Here is a 17,207-nt window from a genome sequence, read left to right on the forward strand (position 1 = left end):
TCCGGCGGTTTACGGCCTCCGACTCAGTGCTCAAACATCCTGCACCGATGGCCATCAACGCCCGGTGAACTGAGCAGGACGCCGCTCACGAAACGCCTTTATACCTTCCTTGAAGTCCTGGCCGTGCAGAGATAGTTGAACAAGAGCCGCCTCCTCGGACATTGACGTCGCAAGATCCGAGGTGACGTGCTTGTTCAGCATCGACTTCGTAAGTTCAAGGGAGAATGTCGGTCCTGCAGCAAGTTCTTCGGCGAGGGCATAGGACGCGGTTTGCAGTTCGAGGTCGCCGTGGGTCTCCGTAACCAATCCCCACTCCAACGCCTCCGCTGCCTTGACAGCGCGGCCGAGCAACAACAGCTGTTTTGCTCTCGCGAGTCCGATCAACCTCGGCAAAAGGAATGTCGCACCACTGTCAGCGGTGAAGCCCCGTTCTCGGAAGGGCTCCTGGAAGCTCGCCGATTCGCCAGCGATGACGAAATCAGTAGCCAATGCCAGGTGGAGCCCTACCCCGGCCGCCCGACCCTGGACCGCTGCGACAGTCGGCAACGAGCAGTCCCAGATCGCCTGCACCATTCGGTGTGCCGCCGAATTGAGCATACGCATGGTGGCCCCGGTCCTGGGCCGCTCTTCGGCTGCATTGACCGAGAACAGGTCCGCACCACCGCAGAAGTGCGTACCTTCGGCACGGATGAGGACCGCCCTGACCGCGTCGTTCGTAACGGCGGCCGCCATGGCATCTGCAATCCAGGACATATCCGCGACGGTCAAAGTGTTTGCCTTCGCCCCCCGAGCAAGGGTCAACACAAGCACTGACCCGCGCTGTTCGGAGCGAATCGCGATGCCGTCACTCACGGCCGCGACTCCCGCAACAACTCGCCATGACGCTCCATCATCGCAACTGCACGACGTTGAAGTTCGACAGGTACTTCGGGGAGTGCCGCCGCTCCGTGCTCACGACTCGGGAGGCTGATTGTGGCCTCGCCACGTGCGGTCTCCTCGCCCCGTTGATTCGTGGCGGCGAACTCGACATCGACGAGGGAGCTGTCGCCTTCGTGCCGCTTACGGATCACCTTGCCGCGGAGAATCTGAAAATCGCCTTGGTAGTTGAACTTCCGCACCTCATCGTGCTGACGCACAATCCAGGCACTGTCCCCCATCCAATCTGTGAGCAGGTGATGCATCCAGCACTCGCGGAGCACTCCGTAGTCGTACGCCCTCGGGTTTCCGATAGCCTGGGCCCATTCACTGTCCCAATGCACCCGCTGCGCGACATCCGGCACTCCGAAGGAGTTCTTGATGTAGAACGGTGCGATTCGCTGACGGTTCTGATAGGCCAGCCTTCCGGTCTTCAATCCGTACGGTACGAATCCGTAGCCGCCGGCATGAAAGACGACCATGTCGGTGGTCGTCAGCGGTCCCTTGGCCATAGGTCCAAACTCATCGCCCTCGCAGACGTCCTCCCAGTAGCGCGGCTCCCGGCCTCTGACCTTCTCATCCGCGTATATCGCGTCCATGGCCGCGATGTCCTCGTCGGAGTAGGACGGTGCAGGAATCTCGCTGTACTTCCCCTTTTCCCGCGCCTTCTTGCGTTCAGTCAAAATCATCAGACGCCGGTATACACCGACCACTTCGGCCCGTTGGTTGATCTTCACCTCACGGTCGACCTTGATGACCGATCGTCCTGCGAACTCGGAAGGCTTCTCCGTGACCGATTCGAGCGCCGTGAAGCTATACAACGTGTCACCGGCATAGACGGGGCGGAACCAGTCCCATGTCGCTCCAGACACGAACGCGTGGATACCGCGATAGCTACCGCCGCGCAACTCCCTCGGCACTTTGTCACCCAGGAGCGGCGAGTTCAGAACAGCGGCCATGATCTGCGGAGCGATCTGCGCACCCCACCGGCTACTCGCGCCATGTACGGGATCGCAGTACAGCGGGTTGTCATCTCCGTAGCCATGCGCGAAATTGCGGATCGCCTCAGCAGTTGCGGTACCCAACAGCTCCTGGGTGCCCATCGCGCTATCGTGCCCGAGCGCTAGGCGGTCCTTCTCGATGTCGGCGTCGTCGATAGTGGCGATCGTCGCCTTCTCGAACTCTTCGGACTGGGTCTGCGTCATATCGCGCCCTCTCTCATCTGCAATGCGTCGACTGTTCGCCACCGGCGTCGAATACACCGGTACATCAGCAAGTTTGGTGATCAACGTGAGCGTATTGCGCCAACTGCTGCCGTTCCAACGCCGAGTTCAGAGCATCGGAACGGGCCGATGGCTCTATTTCACAGAGCTCATTTCATGAGCGACCAACCCGCTACATGAATCACGGCGAAAGGCGGCCTAACCTCCGAATGAGATGACCGGCCCCTCGCCCAATCCGATTCCAACGCCCTTGATTCTCAGGAACTCCTCGAGGCCCTGTCTGCCGCCTTCTTTGCCGATTCCGCTCATCCCCCAGCCTCCGAACGGACGGTTGACGCCGAGGTTGCCCGCGCCGTTGACATGGACGTCGCCGGCCTCGAGTTGTTCAGCGACCCGGATGGCGCGCGCAATATCGCGAGTTCTGACGTAGCCCGCGAGTCCGTACGGGGTGCTATTCGCAATGCCGATCGCCTCGTCTTCGTCAGCGAAGGGAGTGATCGCCAGCACTGGGCCGAACACCTCCTTCTGGGCGAGCTCCGAAGAAGGAGAAACATCCGCGAACACTGTGGGCTCGATGTAGTAGCCGCCCGCCAAATCACCGGGGAGCTCGGGCTGTTTGCCGCCGGCGATTAGCCGCGCACCTTCGGCCGGAGCCCGTTCAATCAGTCCCATGATCCGATCTACCGCACCTTGGCTGATAACCGGACCGGCAATGACTCCGGGCAGGAAAGGATCGCCGACGGTGATCGAACGCGCGGTATCGGCCATTCGATCGATCACCTCGTCGTAAATCCCTCTCTGCACCAACATCCGGGTGGGGAAGGAGCACCCCTGACCGGCGAAGAACCCCATCGACAGCATCCCCGCATGCATGCAGGTGGCGTCCAGGTCGGCATCGTCGAAGACAATGTTGGCCGACTTACCGCCCAGCTCCACGACGACCGGTTTGATCGATTCCGCTGCTGCCTGCAGTACGCGGGTCGCCGTCGCCGGACCACCGGTGAACGTGATCTTGCGGACCAACGGATGCCGAACGAGCGCCTCTCCGGCAGCGGCGTTTCCGGGCAGGATGTTGAAGACTCCAGGGGGAAATCCGGCTTGCTCGAAGAGATCGGCAATATACTCACCGGCGTACGGTGTTAGTTCAGACGGCTTCACCACGACCGTGTTGCCCGCTGCCAGCACGGCTGGCACCTTCATCGCGATTGAACCGAGCGTTCCGTTCCATGTCACGATTGCGCCGATAACGCCATAGGGCTGTGCGAGCGTCAGCCCGAACTCGCGGTTCGGGAGCCAGGACGCAACCACATCACTCGTGTACTTATCTGCCCAACCCGCGTAGTAGCGCGTGTAGTTGCTCGCCATGCTCTGCTCACCGGTACCAGGAGCGTACGCACCGCCCATATCGACGGTCAGCAACCGGTTGAGCTCGGAGTCGTTCTCATCGAACAAATCCGCTAGCCGCAGCAACAATCGGCGCCGTTCGGATGGTGGAGTGCGACGCCATGTTTGGAATGCCTGATGAGCGGCCTGCACGGCGCGGTCGATCTCCTCGGCGCCCGCCAGCGGGATGATGCCGTCGACCTTGCCGGTGATCGGGCTGATGCGTTCATGCCGTCCACCACTTCCGGATGTCAGGCGCGCCGTGCCGATTCGCAGGTGGACGGGTATCGGTTCACGGCTCACCACTGCTGTATTCGTCACAAATTGGTCCTTCCAATGATCCAACGGCGGATGATTCGACTCTGCGGATCGCCTCTCAATGGCATCGCAACAAGTCGAGGTCGAGAAATGCGCACCGCGACATACCGTCACCCAGCGATGGAGTTCACGTCGACTTCGGCGGGCGGCGAGTTCAACCGGATGCGCGAGTTGTCCCAGCTCAGCGGCGATCCAGCGGGCTGCAACCGCAGGAGCGCCATGCTGGAATAGGCATTCTTCGTCGCTTGGGAGGTCGCCTTACTCGAAGGCCGGAAGGAGCGATACTTGTCATCGAACGCGGCTGCTGCGCTGTCGAACTCGTCTCCGTCAGCCACTTCACTGGTCGCTACCGGCACCATCACAGCGCAGAGCTCTGACCACTGCTCACCCCTTTCGACGAGAAAGGAGCCTCGGGGGTCTCGCCTGATCCGCGACACCTTCTTGGACCGACCAGGAGTCTGCACGTAGATCCTCTGCTCTACGACGACGAACCAGATCGGCAGCGATACCGGCGAACCATCCGATCGCAGCGTGGTGTAGATACCGGTGTGGGCCGCCTCGATTTCCGTCCACACCTCGGTTTCCGACAGGCGGATCCCCATCCCAACTCCCTTACATAGCTGTTGATGCCGGCCAGGGCATGAGCGCGTGCGCGATCCTCACCCACTCATGCCCGCGCAGAGCGCCAGACCCCCCGCTACGGCGACATTAGGATCCTTGCCACGACAACCTCAACGGACCGTTCAATCACACGGAACAACCCCCAACATGTCGGAGGCAGACTCATTACGGTTAGCCTGCTTAGACATGTAACCTCTGATCCACGTTCGGTTGCGAGATGCCAGATGGTGGGTTGCTGGTCATCGGTCAGAGTTCGATAAAGCTATGGCACGCCTACCCGGAAGCAAGAATCACGTGGTCTCAGAACCAGAAGAGCCGAACGGCCAGGAAAGCCAGCGCGAACGCATCTATCGGGCGGCGGTCGCGTCCTTTGACGCGCGGGGAATCAACCGCGCGAGCATGGAGAAAGTCGCTCAGCAGGCGGGCGTGTCGCGACAGACGGTCTACTTCTACTTTCCTGACAAGGTGTCGCTCATCGCCGAGGTCGTGCTCAGGCATGCCCGGGAGTGGCTGGCGGAGATCAGCGAGAAGCTAGAAGGTCGGCCCGGCGGCGTACAGCCGATTGTGGAGGCCATGGTCCTGTGCGTCGACGGCGCACTACGTGACACGTACCTCGCCCTGCTTCTTCGGCCGACATCGGACAAATTGGCCACCGCGCTGGCTTCCATGCCTGCGGTTCGAGAAGCTCAGGAAGCTCTGTGGTACCCCCTCTTTCGTCGTGCACGCGAAAGTGGCGAACTACGCACGGATTTGGCCGACGATGAGCTCATGGCATGGATCACGCTCGTCGGGTTGGCAATCATGACCCATGGCAGTGAACGTGGCCTCGATAATTCCACCAAAGTCGAATCGTTGCTGAATCAGTTCATGGTGCCCAGCCTGCACAGACAAGCCGAGAACGTGGTGTCGCTCGATCCAACCGAGGATTGAACCGCCGAGGGCTTGAACTCGTCAGCAGCTCCCCTAGTGCTGATTTGCGCGTCCGAAATCGACTCTGCTGCCACGTATCAGGACCTTTTCGGCAACTCGCCGATGTATCGTCACCTGCGCACGCGGTCCGTTCCAATTGTCGGAACTAGAGGTTGGCCTGAAACTGCTCGCGCCCTAGTCTCGCTATCGGCTAGCCCAAGCTCCAGCCGGGATGGCCGCATCGCCTGTCCCGGCACTCGGGCGGGTTCACGAAACACATCGGACTTTCAGGGGCGGAATGACCTTCGATTACATCATCGTCGGAGCGGGATCTGCGGGTTCCGTACTTGCCGCTCGCCTATCAGAGGATCCGGCGATACGCGTACTCCTCCTCGAGGCCGGCGGCAAAGACAAGAGCCCACTTATCCGTGTGCCGAAGGGCTTTGGAAAGCTGCTCGGCGACTCCAACTACACCTGGTCATTCCCGACGCGAGCTTTCGGCCCAACCAACCGAGTTGAAGCCTGGGCCAGGGGCAAGACACTCGGCGGTTCCAGCGCGATCAATGGACTGGTCTACAACCGCGGGCAACGCGGCGACTGGGACGACCTTGCGCGAGTCGGTGGCAGCAACTGGGGCTGGGATGAAATCGTCCCCGCGTACAAGGCGATCGAGAACAATATCCTCGGAGCATCCACCACACGAGGCGTCAACGGACCGCTCACCATCTCGCGCGTCGAGGATGCCGATCCGCTGTGTGAGGTGATGATCGATTCCGGCAAGACTGTCGGAATGCAGCGTGCCGAGGACGTCAACGAGACAGACGATGAACGAATCGGCTACACGATGGCCAATATCGCCAACGGTCGTCGTGTCAGCGCCGCCCACGCGTTCCTGAACCCCGCACGCCGACGTCCAAATCTCACGATCATGACAAAATCGCACGCGGTGAAACTCCTCTTCGACGGAGACCGCGCAGTAGGTGTGCGGAGCCGACAGGGCGGTCAGCTCGTGGATTTCCGGGCCACGAAGGACGTAGTTCTGTGTCTCGGCAGCATGCAGACGCCGCGACTGCTGCAACTGTCCGGAATCGGGCCAGCGGAAGTGCTCCGCGCCGCCGGAGTTGATGTCCTTGTCGACCAGGCGAGTGTCGGTGGCCGAATGCGAGAGCATCGGTGTTTCGTACTGAACTACCGACTGAAGCAAGACCTCGGGCTGAACAAGACGCTGAGCAGCTCGCTCGGTCAGGGTGTTGCGGCGGTGAAGTACCTGGCCACGCACCGGGGGCCACTGGCGTCACCGTCCTACGACGTCATCGGATTCCTGAAATCCGGCGAGGCGACCGATCGAGTCGACGGTCAGGTATTACTGGCGCCCTTCTCGGTTGCCTCCATGAGGCCGGGTCAGAATCCGGAACTCGAGCGGGAACCGGGGCTTCAGGCAATAGGTTTCGTCTCACGCCCCACCAGCGAAGGCCATTGCCACATCACCTCGGCCAACCCCGACGCGCCACTCGACATCGAGACGAACTATTACGGTTCGGCGGAGGACCGAAGCACCGGATTGGCCGTCTTCGCGAAGATGCGACACATGTTCGAGAACGGCCCGATCTCCGAATACATTGCGCACGAGACGGTTCCCGGATCCGACGTGACTGACGATCAGGACATCATCGACAACGCCCTAGCGCACGGATACTGCGGATACCACGCCATCGGGACATCGGGGATGGGTTTGGAGGACACCGCTGTAGTCGACTCCTCACTTCGCGTGCGGGGAGTATCCGGATTGCGGGTTATGGACTGCTCGGTGCTTCCGGTGATGGTGGCAGGCAACCTGAACGCGCCGATGATGGCGATGGCGTGGCACGCGGCCGACGTGATCCGCGACGGAGTTTGAGCCGATGATCCTAATCTTCACTGAAACGAGGAAGCGCACATGCCGGTAACCAAAATCGAGGATCTCGCTGACGAGACTTTCGATCCGCACATCGCCGACAAAGCGGTGTTCGGCGATCATCCGAATCCGTACCCTCGGCTGAAGGAGATGCGTGCTGAGGGGCCGGTACTGCATACCGACTTCTGGGAGGAATTCGGTATCCCGAGGTGGCCGGCCCCCTGGGCGGACCGTTGGAGCGTGCTGTCGTTCGACGCGGTCAGCCAGGTCCTCAATGACCCGATCACGTTCTCGAACAAGGCTTTCGATTCGACCCTCGGACTGAGTTTCGGCCAAACGGTCAGCGTGATGGATCCCCCCGAGCATTCGCCGTTCAAGAAGCTGCTGCAGAAGGCCTTCAACCCCGTCGTCATCCAGGAATGGGGCTCTCGGATCGTGTCCCCGGTGGTCGATGAGTTGGTCACACCTCTGCGGGCCAGCGGCAAAGCCGAGCTGGTCGAGGACTTCGCCCGCCCCTACCCCTTCAATGTGATCTATCGGATGCTCGACCTACCGCCGGACGATATCGAGACCTTCTACAAGCTCACGGTCGCTCAGATCATCCACCACCCGACGATGGATAACGCCATCGAAGCGGCCGGAAAACTCGGGCGCTACTTCCGGAACATGATCGACGAACGCAAGGCCAATCCAGGCAACGATGTGGTCAGCCTGCTCGCCACTGTGGAGCTCGACGGTGCCCCCCTACCGGACGAGGTGGTCATCTCCTTCCTGCGCCAGCTGATCAACGCCGGCGGGGATACAACATTCCGGACGACGACGGCGTTGCTCACAGGCCTACTCACCAACCCCGAACAACTCGACGCCGTCCGGGCAGATCGCTCGCTGATCCCGGCCGCCGTCGAGGAGGCGCTGCGCTGGGATGGACCCGTGCTGTGTTCGGTCCGACTCACCATGGCAGACACAGAGATTGCCGGTGTTGCGGTCCCGGAAGGCGCCTTCCTCAACATGGTGTACGGCAGCGCCAATCACGATGAAACGGTGTTCGACCACCCGGAGAAGTTCGACATCTTCCGGCCCAAGCACCGCCATTTCGGATTTGCCCACGGCGCCCACAACTGCCTCGGCCAAACACTGGCCCGTCTCGAGATGACGCGGGCGCTCAACGCCATGCTGGACGATCTGCCGAATGTCCGATTGGATCCCGATTATCCTGCGCCAAGCCTCAAGGGCGCGGCGATGCGGATTCCGGACGAGATTCGCGTCGTCTGCGAATAGGTGGAGCTGGATTGACACTCACAACGTACAACCCGGCCACTGGCGCGGTGTTGCAAACCTACGATGAGACGCCGGAACGCGACGTCGAGGCGATCCTGGCGCGAGCGAGCGCGGCGGCCGACGTCTGGCGGAACGCTCCGCACGAAGAGCGGGCGGCCGCGCTGAGGCGGCTGGCCGCGGCGTTGCGTGATCAGCGAGACGCACTTGCCCGATTGGCAACGCTCGAAATGGGCAAGCCGCTGCGTGAAAGCTTGGCCGAGATCGACAAATGCGCGGTGACGTGCGAATGGTTTGCTGATCACGGCGCGGAATTCCTCACGACCGACCGTGCCGAAACCGAAGCCATCGACACCCGGATCGTGTTCGAACCTCTCGGGGTTCTGTTCGCGATCATGCCGTGGAACTATCCCTTCTGGCAGGTGATCCGGGCGCTGGCCCCGGCAGTGGTCGCAGGAAACGTCGTCGTGCTCAAACACGCCCCCTCGACGACCGGTTGCGCACTGCGACTCGCCGAGCTGGCGGCCGCGAACCTCGCCGATGGCATTTTCTCGGTGGTCGTCGTTGGACCTGAGCGAACCCCGGATGTCTGCGAGCGGATAATCGGTGACGCTCGGATTTCCGCTGTCACGCTGACGGGCTCGACCGGTGCGGGTCGTTCCGTGGCGGCGATCGCCGGGCGTCATCTCAAGAAGGCAGTTCTCGAACTGGGCGGAAGCGACCCGTTCATCGTTCTGGCAGATGCCGATATCGATGCCGCGGCGAAGTGGGCCGCCCGCAGCCGATTCCAGAACGCCGGCCAGTCCTGCATCGCGACAAAACGCATCATTGCAGTCGAAGCGATCGCCGACTCCTTCACCGACCGATTTCTCGCCGAGGTGTCACTCATGGTCCTCGGAGACCCGCTCGCGGAAAGCACCACTATCGGCCCGATGGCACGCGAAGACCTGCGTGACGGTCTGGCCCGCCAGGTCGAGCTTTCCGTCGACAAGGGCGCCAGGGTCCTGGCCGGTGGCCTGGTACCCGACCTGGCCGGGTACTACTATCCGCCGACGGTGCTCGATCAGGTCACCAGCGATATGCCAGTCGTGGATGAGGAAACGTTCGGGCCCGCCGTACCACTGATACACGCCCGCGACGCGGAGGAGGCCATCCGCCTCGCGAATGCCACCCCGTTCGGACTCGGCAGCAATATCTGGACTGCGGATCTGGACCGAGGACGCGACCTTGCGGTCAGGCTCACCGCTGGCCATACCGCCATCAACGGGATGACGGCTTCAGACCCTCGACTGCCGTTCGGCGGCCTCAAGGACTCAGGCTATGGCAGAGAGCTATCTCATTACGGCATACACGAATTCGTCAATGTGCATGTCATCGTGACGAATGGGCCCGGCGGCCCCGCGGAAGCGCGCAAATGACCGGGCGACGTCGATGCGACATCGTGCCAGCTGCGGATGAACACCTGACAAGGGCGCTGCGGCGCTGTTGAGCGATGGACTGGCCCTTTGTCGGACGTGACGCCGAGGTTGAGCGTGTCTGCACATCGCTGATGGACCCCAAGGCTCGTGGAGTCGTGGTGGCCGGACCATCCGGCTCGGGGAAAACGCGTCTCGCGCTCGAATGCATCACAAGAGCTGAGGGGGCCGGCCTTTCGGTGGCACGTGCGATGGCCACCCGCGCATCACAGGGACTAGCCTTCGGTGTTCTTGCGCAGCTGTTGCCACCGGATCACGGTGGCGGCAGCGAGTACGACAGTCGACCCATTGAGGACTGGGGCGAACGCCTCCGCCGCTCGGCGGCGACACTCGTCTCACGGGGTCGGGGACGCCGCGCCGTTCTCTTCATCGACGATGCCCACCTTCTGGACGATGCGTCGGCGGTGCTGATCTCGCAGATCGTCATCCGCAACGAAGCGGTGGTGCTCGCCACCATACAAGCGCGCGAGCCTGCCCCGGAGCCGCTGACCGCGCTCTGGAAGAACGAGTTGGTCGATCGCGTCGAGTTGCAAAGCCTTGCGAGCGAGGACATCGAGAGCCTCCTCTCCGCTGTCCTCGACGGTCACCTTGACGGAGCTCTCGCCACCGAGTTCTATTCGCGGTGTCAAGGTGACTACCTGTTCCTGCGCGAGCTCGTACACGGCGCGATCGAGGACGGAACACTCCTGTTCGACGACGGCATGTGGAAACTGACGGGTCCACTCTCACCGTCGATCAGACTGGTCGAACTCATCGACAGCAGGCTGAGCAACCTGTCGGTAGACGAGCGAGCGCTGCTCGAACTGGTCGCCGTCGGCGAGCCACTGGCATCGGGTGAGCTGTCATTGTGTCCCGACGCGACTGCGCTCGAAACCTTAGAAGCCAAAGACATTCTGACAACCCGACTCGACGGTCGTCGCTTGGAAGTTCGCCCCGCCCATCCCCTATACGGTCAGGTGGTGCGCGGACAGATCCCCGACGCCCGTAGGCGCGAACTCTCACGGCTTCTCGCAGAAGCCGTGGAAGCCAACGGCGCTCGGCGCCGCACCGATGTGCTGCGCATCGGGACGTGGCGTCTCGAGGCCGGCGGCGGCAGTCCCGATCTGCTGATGGCAGCTGCCAGGGCGGCGCGCTGGTCATACGACCTCGCCCTGGCCCAGCGGCTGGCCAGAGCGGCTGTACAGGTCGGAGCGGGCTTCGAGGGACGGCTGCTGCTGGGGCAACTCGCCAGCCGGCGCGGTCAGTCTGCAGAAGCAGAGTCGATTCTGACAGCGCTGAGTGTTTCGGCGGTCAATGACGAGCAACGCTGCCAGATCGCGTTGACGCGGATGCGCAATGCGACGTGGAGTGTCGGTCCGTCGGACGGGTTGCGAATCGCGCAGGAAGTACTGCAGTCCGTCAACGATCGGCACCTGGCCGATGAGATCCTGGCGTTGCGTTGCTGGGCACTGCTGGCCGCGGAGGGACCCCGAGTATCCGCGGAGGCAGCCCAGGATCTGATGGCTCACGCACAGGGCAGAGCCTTCGTGTTGGCCTGTGTGGCCCAGGCTTTCGGACTCAGCCGAATGGGTCGGCTCGAGGAGGGGATGAAACTGATCGATCGCGCGCAGACGGCGCAGCGCGCACTCAGCAGCAGGTTCGAGTACCCGCATCTGTTCGTTCCTGTCCAATGTGAATTCCTCATATGCGCAGGAAGACTCAAGGAAGCCGAGAGCCTCGCCAACACACAGTATGAACGTAGTGTTCGAGAACGTTCAGTCGAGGAACGAGCGCACTTCGCTCTGCAGCTAGCGAGAGTCCTGCGGACACGCGGCATGATCGAACGTGCCTCCCACTACGCGAGGGAGGCCACGACGATATTCCGGCAACTCGACCTCACGACATTTGTCCGCGATGGGCTGCAAGAACTCGCGCTGGCCTGCGCGCTCGGGAAACGTGTTCAAGAGTGCGAAGACGCGTTGGCCGCGATCGATGGCTTCGAGCTACCGCTCAGCATGCACAAGGCAGTTGAGATCGTAGAGGCCCGCGCCTGGGCCACAGCAGCAGCCGGTGATCTGGCCGGGGCCCGGCGAATGTTCGAGGAAGCCGCAGCGCTCGGAGAGTCCATCGGAGACACCGTCGGCGCCCTCAACGCGCTGCACGCGCTTGCCCGGGTGGGACGAGCGAAGAATGTCGAGCAGCGACTCATCAACGCAGCCGTTCAGGTGGACGGCCCACTGGCCCGTTTGCGGACCGCCCACACAGTCGCGTTGGCCACCAGCGACGCCGGCGGGTTGGAAGCTGCTTCCGAGGGATTCGAAGAGTTGGGATCGGAACTCCTGGCCGCCGAAGCGGCGGCTGACGCAGCGACGGCTTGGATCAAGGCGGGGTTCGGGCGCCGGGCGGCCGCAGCGCAGAATCGTGCAGCAGGGCTGGCCGGCCAGTGCGAGGGTGCAGACACTCCTGCCCTCCAGTCCGCCAGCCTGCGAGCAACTCTGACAGCAAGCGAGTACGAAACCGCACTGCTGGCCGCGGCTGCTCGCTCGAATCGTGAAATCGCGGACGAATTGGGACTTTCAGTCCGCACAGTTGAAAACCGCTTGCAACACGTCTATACGAAACTCGGGCTGTCCAGCCGGCATCAGCTTGCTGACGCATTCAGTGCCTGAGGCAGCTCCACCCCCAGCTTGCGAGCCAAACCTTCCATGGGCGCCCAATAGGCGTCCAGTATTGGGATGCCGCTCTGCCGGCGCTCAGCTTCGGTCCTGAAGCCGCGGTCACCGGGAATGAGGATCTCGCCATCGACATTGTTCTTGCGTGACGATCGGATCGCACGCAGTCGGGAGTCGACGCTGTGCAGGAACGCATCACGGTCCTGGAAAGCAGGCACGTGTAGGGCGAGCACGAACGAGGACACAAGGGTCGTCCTCATCGAGTCATTTCCGGTGCACAGACCAGCCAGCAGGCCGGCTATCATCTCGACTGCGAGTTGTATCGCGTAGCCTTTGTGATCCCCGCTCAAGTTTGCCAGGGATCCCTTCGGGTCCGAGCCGCGGCCGAGAGCGAACTCCTTTGTGTCGGCAGTGAAGTCACCATTGTCGTCGAGTACGGTCCGCGGCGGGAAAGCCTGCCCCGAGCCGGCCAGCCCAAGGGCTCCAAAGATGCTGATGGCGGTGGTCGCCATATCGATGACCAGCGGGCCCTCTTCGTCGCCGGGCACCGCGATCGCGACGGGGTTCGTCCCCAACATGCGGTCGGCGCCGCCGAACGGAGCACTCATTGCGCCCGAATTGGTGAGCACGATCCCGATACAATCAGCCTGCGTCGCCATCTCGGCGTAGTAACCCAAACTCCCGTTGTGAGTCATATTGCTGACGGTTACACCACCGACACCCGTCTCTTGAGCCTTCCGGATGGCGAGTTCCGCGGCGTGGTAGGTCACCACTTGACCGGGGCAGCCCTTGCCGTCGATGGATGCCGCCGATGCGGACTCCCTAGTGACCTCCCAATCTCCAGTCGTATTGACCGGAGGCAGGCCGACACCGAACGGATCCTCGCCGAGATACATCATGGCGTACAGCGGCAGGTGGCCGACTCCATGTGAGTCGTGGCCACGCAGACTGGCCCAAAGTAGTTGGCGAGCCTGTATTGCCGCGTCCTCTTCACGAGCGCCCGCTTTGATCAGCAGGTTGCAAGCGAAGTCTTCAAGGTCTTCTGGGCGCAGACGTATCATGATCTATCAGCCGTTCTCGTCGTCGTCAGGATTCGGTGGCGCAGTCGCCGGGTTGCTCTCCCCGAGGCCAGATGATCGCGCTGTTGTCAGGCGTCACAGGCCCTACCACCGAGAGCAGGCGGGCCGGGCGATCCCCGAGGTTGCGCACCCCGTACGACTCACCGTTGACAACGAAACCCACCATTCCTGAATGGAATTCACGTCGCTCGACCGATCCATCGTCAGAGCCGATCCAGGAGAACTCGGCTTGGCCGTCCAACATCACTACCACTTGATCGGCGCCGCTGTAGCGATGCAACGGCAATTCGCCCGTAACGGTATGGGTCACGACGGCCAGCTGAGCGTGCTCGTAGGCCGGGATGTGCACTCGCGAGGAGAATCCCGCACCGATCCGAACCTGATCCTTGACGTCGAGGGCCGAGAAAGTGCGGCCCGGCACGCGATCGAATAGCCGCCCCGTCACCTCACTGGAAAGTGCCGGGAACAACCCCGGCTCAACCAGCCAGTCTCCCGGCTCCTTGTCCTGCCAGGCCACCTCTGACCGGGTGACCGGGCCGCCGGACGCGAAAATGTTGGAGTTCCCGCTGCGCCCGAAACTACCGACTGCGCCACCGGTTATCGGGTTCTCGGGGTCGGCCAGTGGGTACAGGGTGCACTCGCAGGTTGGGAATTCCGTAGTCAACGGCAGGGGACCCTCCATGTAGATCCACCGGCACACGTTCACCCCGGTGTTCTGCATCCCGTGCGGCCGACCGCCGGGCGAGAGCAACACATCACCGGGCCTGGCCTTGATCCGCTGCTGTCCGCCGATCAGGAAATCGGCTTCCCCCTCGAGGAACACGATGATGCTGTCCTTGCCTGGGTGAGTGTGCACCAGCTTCTGCTTGTCAGGGAACGACCCGGCGAAGTTCGAGAGGAACTGCGCATTGTCCGGAGTCAGCCATCGAACGAAGTATCCGACGTAGCCGAACAACTCCGCCGCCCAGAACTCGGAGAACGGGATGCTGAACGGATCGGACAACCGACCCGCCATCACATCGGGCTCAGCACTGACGGATACATCCCTGACAACCGACACAACAGGCTCCTCAACGAACGAATGGGTTTTATGAACTGATGTCTCAATGAATTCGAGACGGCGACCAAGTCCTACGTCAGAGCATCGAGCTTCCTCCGTTGACGCTCAGCACCTGGCCGGTCACGAAGCTCGCTTCGTCGGAAGCGAGATAGGTCACTGCCGATGCGATCTCTTCCACAGTGCCGTGCCGTGCCATCGGGATGAGGGCGACAGTCCTGCGCTCGACCTCGAGGATCTCCGCGGCCGGAATACCCAGGATCATCTCCCCCGCGGTGCCCGTCGGCCCATCCGAACCCTGACCACTTGCCGCGACTTCACCTTCTAGCCGGCTCAGGAGTGCGGCTACCGCCGGGGTTTTCGTTGATCCAGGGGCGACGGTGTTGACGGTGATCCCGTTCTCGGCGAACTCTCGTGCCAGCCCGGTCGTCAGCCCGTGGACCCCACCCTTGGCCGCGTTGTACACCGCGTGCATGTAGAGGCCGTTACGAACCGACTCCGCACCGATGTTGACTATCCGGCCGTAACCCCGCTCAACCATGTGCGGAAGAACAGCAAGAGTGCAGTGCAGAACCGTCCAGAGATTTCGATCGAGTGTCGCGCGTAGCGTCTCCTCGGTGTGCTGCAGCGTAGGTCTAATGACACCGCCGCCGGCGTTATTCACCAAGATGTCCACTCCCCCGAATCCGGTGACAGCCTCCTGTAACAGCAAGGCTGCGCCGTCTCCGGTCGAGAGATCGACCTCCACACCGATCACGTCAGCGCCGCCACCGAGTGCCTCGACCGCACCCTTCAGCTTGTCGCCGTCGATATCCCCCACAACCAACCGAACGCCCTCGGCCTGCAGTCGCTGCGCGATGGCCAATCCGATCCCGTGCGCTGCGCCGGTGACTATGGCTGTTCGATTGCTGAATAGCATGTTTGCTTCTAACTCCAGGTCTTGGGGATGTCGAGACTCGGCGGACTCAAACGATCACAGGCGTGAGGAGGAACTTGCTGCAGGGATGGGGATCTCAGGAAGATCTGTCTGCCACATGTCGAGTAGGTCCAGGCTCGGCTTCAGGGAACGCGGCCGGTAATCCGGATCAGTGATCTTGCAATGCCCGTGGCAGAACTCCATCGAGTTGCCGTGCTTCGGATCCACCACGTAGACGCCCATGGACCCCGACATCGAATGCCGTAAGAGGTCGTTTCGTAGGGTCATTCCCGCTCGGACCGCATTGTTGCGGGCGCGCATGACATCGTCGATCGACTCGACTTCGACACAGAAATGGTCGAGCTTGCCGATCGAGTCCGACGACTGCAGCAGAACCAGCGAGTGATGGAACTGGTTCTCCGCGCGCAACAGGGAAACCACGCCCTCGACGCGATCGGAGGTCTTGAACCCAAGAACCTCGCGGTAGAAGCGTTCTGATACGGCCGCACTTTCGACGTAGAACCCGACGTGCAGCAATTCCTGCATCGTGACTCCGGTGGACCACCCGGCCAACGGCAGTTCGACCATGTCGATGTAGACCTCGAACTCCATGCCGTTCAGATCGTGGAAACGCACCCAACGCGAAACTCGATCCTCTTCCGCGCTACCGCCTTCGGCCCAGGGAATGCCCCAGTCGTCGAGCCGCTTGGTCACCTCTTCCAGCGCCTGCTCGTTCACAGCCCGGTACGCCACACGTGAGCAGGCCGACTGGTCGGCTTCATCAAGCCGGAGCCAGTGATGGGCGGTGCCGCCACCCCGCAGGAAGGCCGTCTTGTCCCGTCGCTCGGATACCCGGAATCGTCCGACCCTGGTGTAGAACTGCAAGGCCGCGTCGAGATCATCGGTAGCCAGCGCCACGTAGCCCAGGCCCTGAATCAAACCCTTCTCCATCACATGCCCCTTTCTTGAACTGGCCGGTTAGACGATGATGCTGACGGACCGTTGCGGCCTCAGCGCATCCAGATCGAGGGTTACCCGGCGCCGCCGGATTTTCAGCTCACCGTCTTGCATCAACAACGAGTGTTCGTAGCGGCCGACGAAGAGAATGCTCTCGGCAAATCTCGTCCGATAGACCGCGAAATTGGATTCCACCGAGACCAGATCCCCCTCTGCCTCCCTGATACGAACGTTGGTGATGAGCCGACGGGTGCGGGAGTGCGGAAACTCGGCGTGCCCGTTCGGCTGAAGTAGCCGATTAACCCGCTGCTCGATCATGAACCGGTTGTCATTGATCAGGAAGAGGCTGTCCGCCGCTTCAGCTTTCGGATTCGATGGGGACGGGATTTGGTACTTGCCGTCATCTGTGAAGAGATCCAGCCATTCACGTAGCCGCCAGTCGTCGAGTAACGCGGCCTCCTCGTAGAGGAAGTCTTCGGCATCTGTGCGGTTGAGCTTGGCCTTGACGCTGCTGAGTTCCATGTCTTCGCCTCG

General features: G+C 62.0%; 14 protein-coding genes. 5 read left to right on the top strand and 9 right to left on the bottom strand.

Annotated elements, in window-relative coordinates; all coding sequences use genetic code 11:
• Nucleotides 1-54: 54 nt before the first annotated feature.
• The 4 genes from ABIA65_RS00655 to ABIA65_RS00670 form a co-directional block, all read right to left on the bottom strand.
• Nucleotides 55-852, bottom strand: coding sequence for an enoyl-CoA hydratase/isomerase family protein (locus ABIA65_RS00655; RefSeq protein WP_241401579.1), 798 nt, complete (start codon nt 850-852; stop codon nt 55-57).
• Nucleotides 849-2,120, bottom strand: coding sequence for an FAS1-like dehydratase domain-containing protein (locus tag ABIA65_RS00660; RefSeq protein WP_241401580.1), 1,272 nt, complete (start codon nt 2,118-2,120; stop codon nt 849-851). The genes ABIA65_RS00655 and ABIA65_RS00660 overlap by 4 nt, the downstream gene beginning before the upstream one ends.
• Before the next feature lie 216 nt (nt 2,121-2,336).
• On the bottom strand, nt 2,337-3,842 hold the full coding sequence (locus ABIA65_RS00665) for an aldehyde dehydrogenase family protein (protein WP_354522295.1): 1,506 nt from the start codon (nt 3,840-3,842) through the stop codon (nt 2,337-2,339).
• Between the two features lie 107 nt (nt 3,843-3,949).
• A complete protein-coding gene (locus tag ABIA65_RS00670) occupies nt 3,950-4,441 on the bottom strand; it encodes a pyridoxamine 5'-phosphate oxidase family protein (RefSeq protein WP_354522296.1) in 492 nt (163 codons plus the stop codon).
• A gap of 313 nt (nt 4,442-4,754) precedes the next feature.
• Between ABIA65_RS00670 and ABIA65_RS00675 the strand changes: the two genes are divergently transcribed.
• The 5 genes from ABIA65_RS00675 to ABIA65_RS00695 all read left to right on the top strand — a co-directional run bounded on the left by ABIA65_RS00675 (nt 4,755) and on the right by ABIA65_RS00695 (nt 12,661).
• On the top strand, nt 4,755-5,390 hold the full coding sequence (locus ABIA65_RS00675) for a TetR/AcrR family transcriptional regulator (RefSeq protein WP_241401582.1): 636 nt from the start codon (nt 4,755-4,757) through the stop codon (nt 5,388-5,390).
• A 277-nt stretch (nt 5,391-5,667) separates the two neighbouring features.
• Nucleotides 5,668-7,266, top strand: coding sequence for a GMC family oxidoreductase (locus tag ABIA65_RS00680; RefSeq protein WP_354522297.1), 1,599 nt, complete (start codon nt 5,668-5,670; stop codon nt 7,264-7,266).
• Between the two features lie 39 nt (nt 7,267-7,305).
• Nucleotides 7,306-8,541 carry a cytochrome P450 gene (locus ABIA65_RS00685; protein ID WP_241401584.1) on the top strand — a complete coding sequence of 412 codons (1,236 nt, stop codon included), beginning with the start codon at nt 7,306-7,308 and terminating at the stop codon, nt 8,539-8,541.
• A gap of 11 nt (nt 8,542-8,552) precedes the next feature.
• Nucleotides 8,553-9,956: an aldehyde dehydrogenase family protein gene (locus ABIA65_RS00690; RefSeq protein WP_354522298.1), complete on the top strand. Its 1,404-nt coding sequence runs from the start codon at nt 8,553-8,555 to the stop codon at nt 9,954-9,956.
• Between the two features lie 74 nt (nt 9,957-10,030).
• A complete protein-coding gene (locus ABIA65_RS00695) occupies nt 10,031-12,661 on the top strand; it encodes an AAA family ATPase (protein WP_354522299.1) in 2,631 nt (876 codons plus the stop codon).
• Here ABIA65_RS00695 and ABIA65_RS00700 read toward each other — a convergent pair.
• The 5 genes from ABIA65_RS00700 to ABIA65_RS00720 form a co-directional block, all read right to left on the bottom strand.
• On the bottom strand, nt 12,634-13,725 hold the full coding sequence (locus ABIA65_RS00700) for an Ldh family oxidoreductase (protein WP_354522300.1): 1,092 nt from the start codon (nt 13,723-13,725) through the stop codon (nt 12,634-12,636). The two genes, ABIA65_RS00695 and ABIA65_RS00700, sit on opposite strands and share 28 nt — an antisense overlap.
• 25 nt (nt 13,726-13,750) lie before the next feature.
• Nucleotides 13,751-14,803 (bottom strand): cupin domain-containing protein, encoded by a 1,053-nt coding sequence (locus ABIA65_RS00705; protein WP_354522301.1) that lies wholly within the window; start codon nt 14,801-14,803, stop codon nt 13,751-13,753.
• Between the two features lie 76 nt (nt 14,804-14,879).
• Nucleotides 14,880-15,719, bottom strand: a complete 840-nt coding sequence (locus ABIA65_RS00710) for an SDR family oxidoreductase (RefSeq protein WP_241401588.1) — start codon at nt 15,717-15,719, stop codon at nt 14,880-14,882.
• Between the two features lie 54 nt (nt 15,720-15,773).
• Complete coding sequence (locus tag ABIA65_RS00715) at nt 15,774-16,667, bottom strand: VOC family protein (RefSeq protein WP_241401589.1); 894 nt, start codon at nt 16,665-16,667, stop codon at nt 15,774-15,776.
• Between the two features lie 27 nt (nt 16,668-16,694).
• Nucleotides 16,695-17,195, bottom strand: coding sequence for an aromatic-ring-hydroxylating dioxygenase subunit beta (locus tag ABIA65_RS00720; RefSeq protein ID WP_241401590.1), 501 nt, complete (start codon nt 17,193-17,195; stop codon nt 16,695-16,697).
• Nucleotides 17,196-17,207: the final 12 nt, after the last annotated feature.

The organism is Mycolicibacterium sp. 624 (genome assembly GCF_040548615.1).
Taxonomy (GTDB): Bacteria; Actinomycetota; Actinomycetes; order Mycobacteriales; family Mycobacteriaceae; genus Mycobacterium.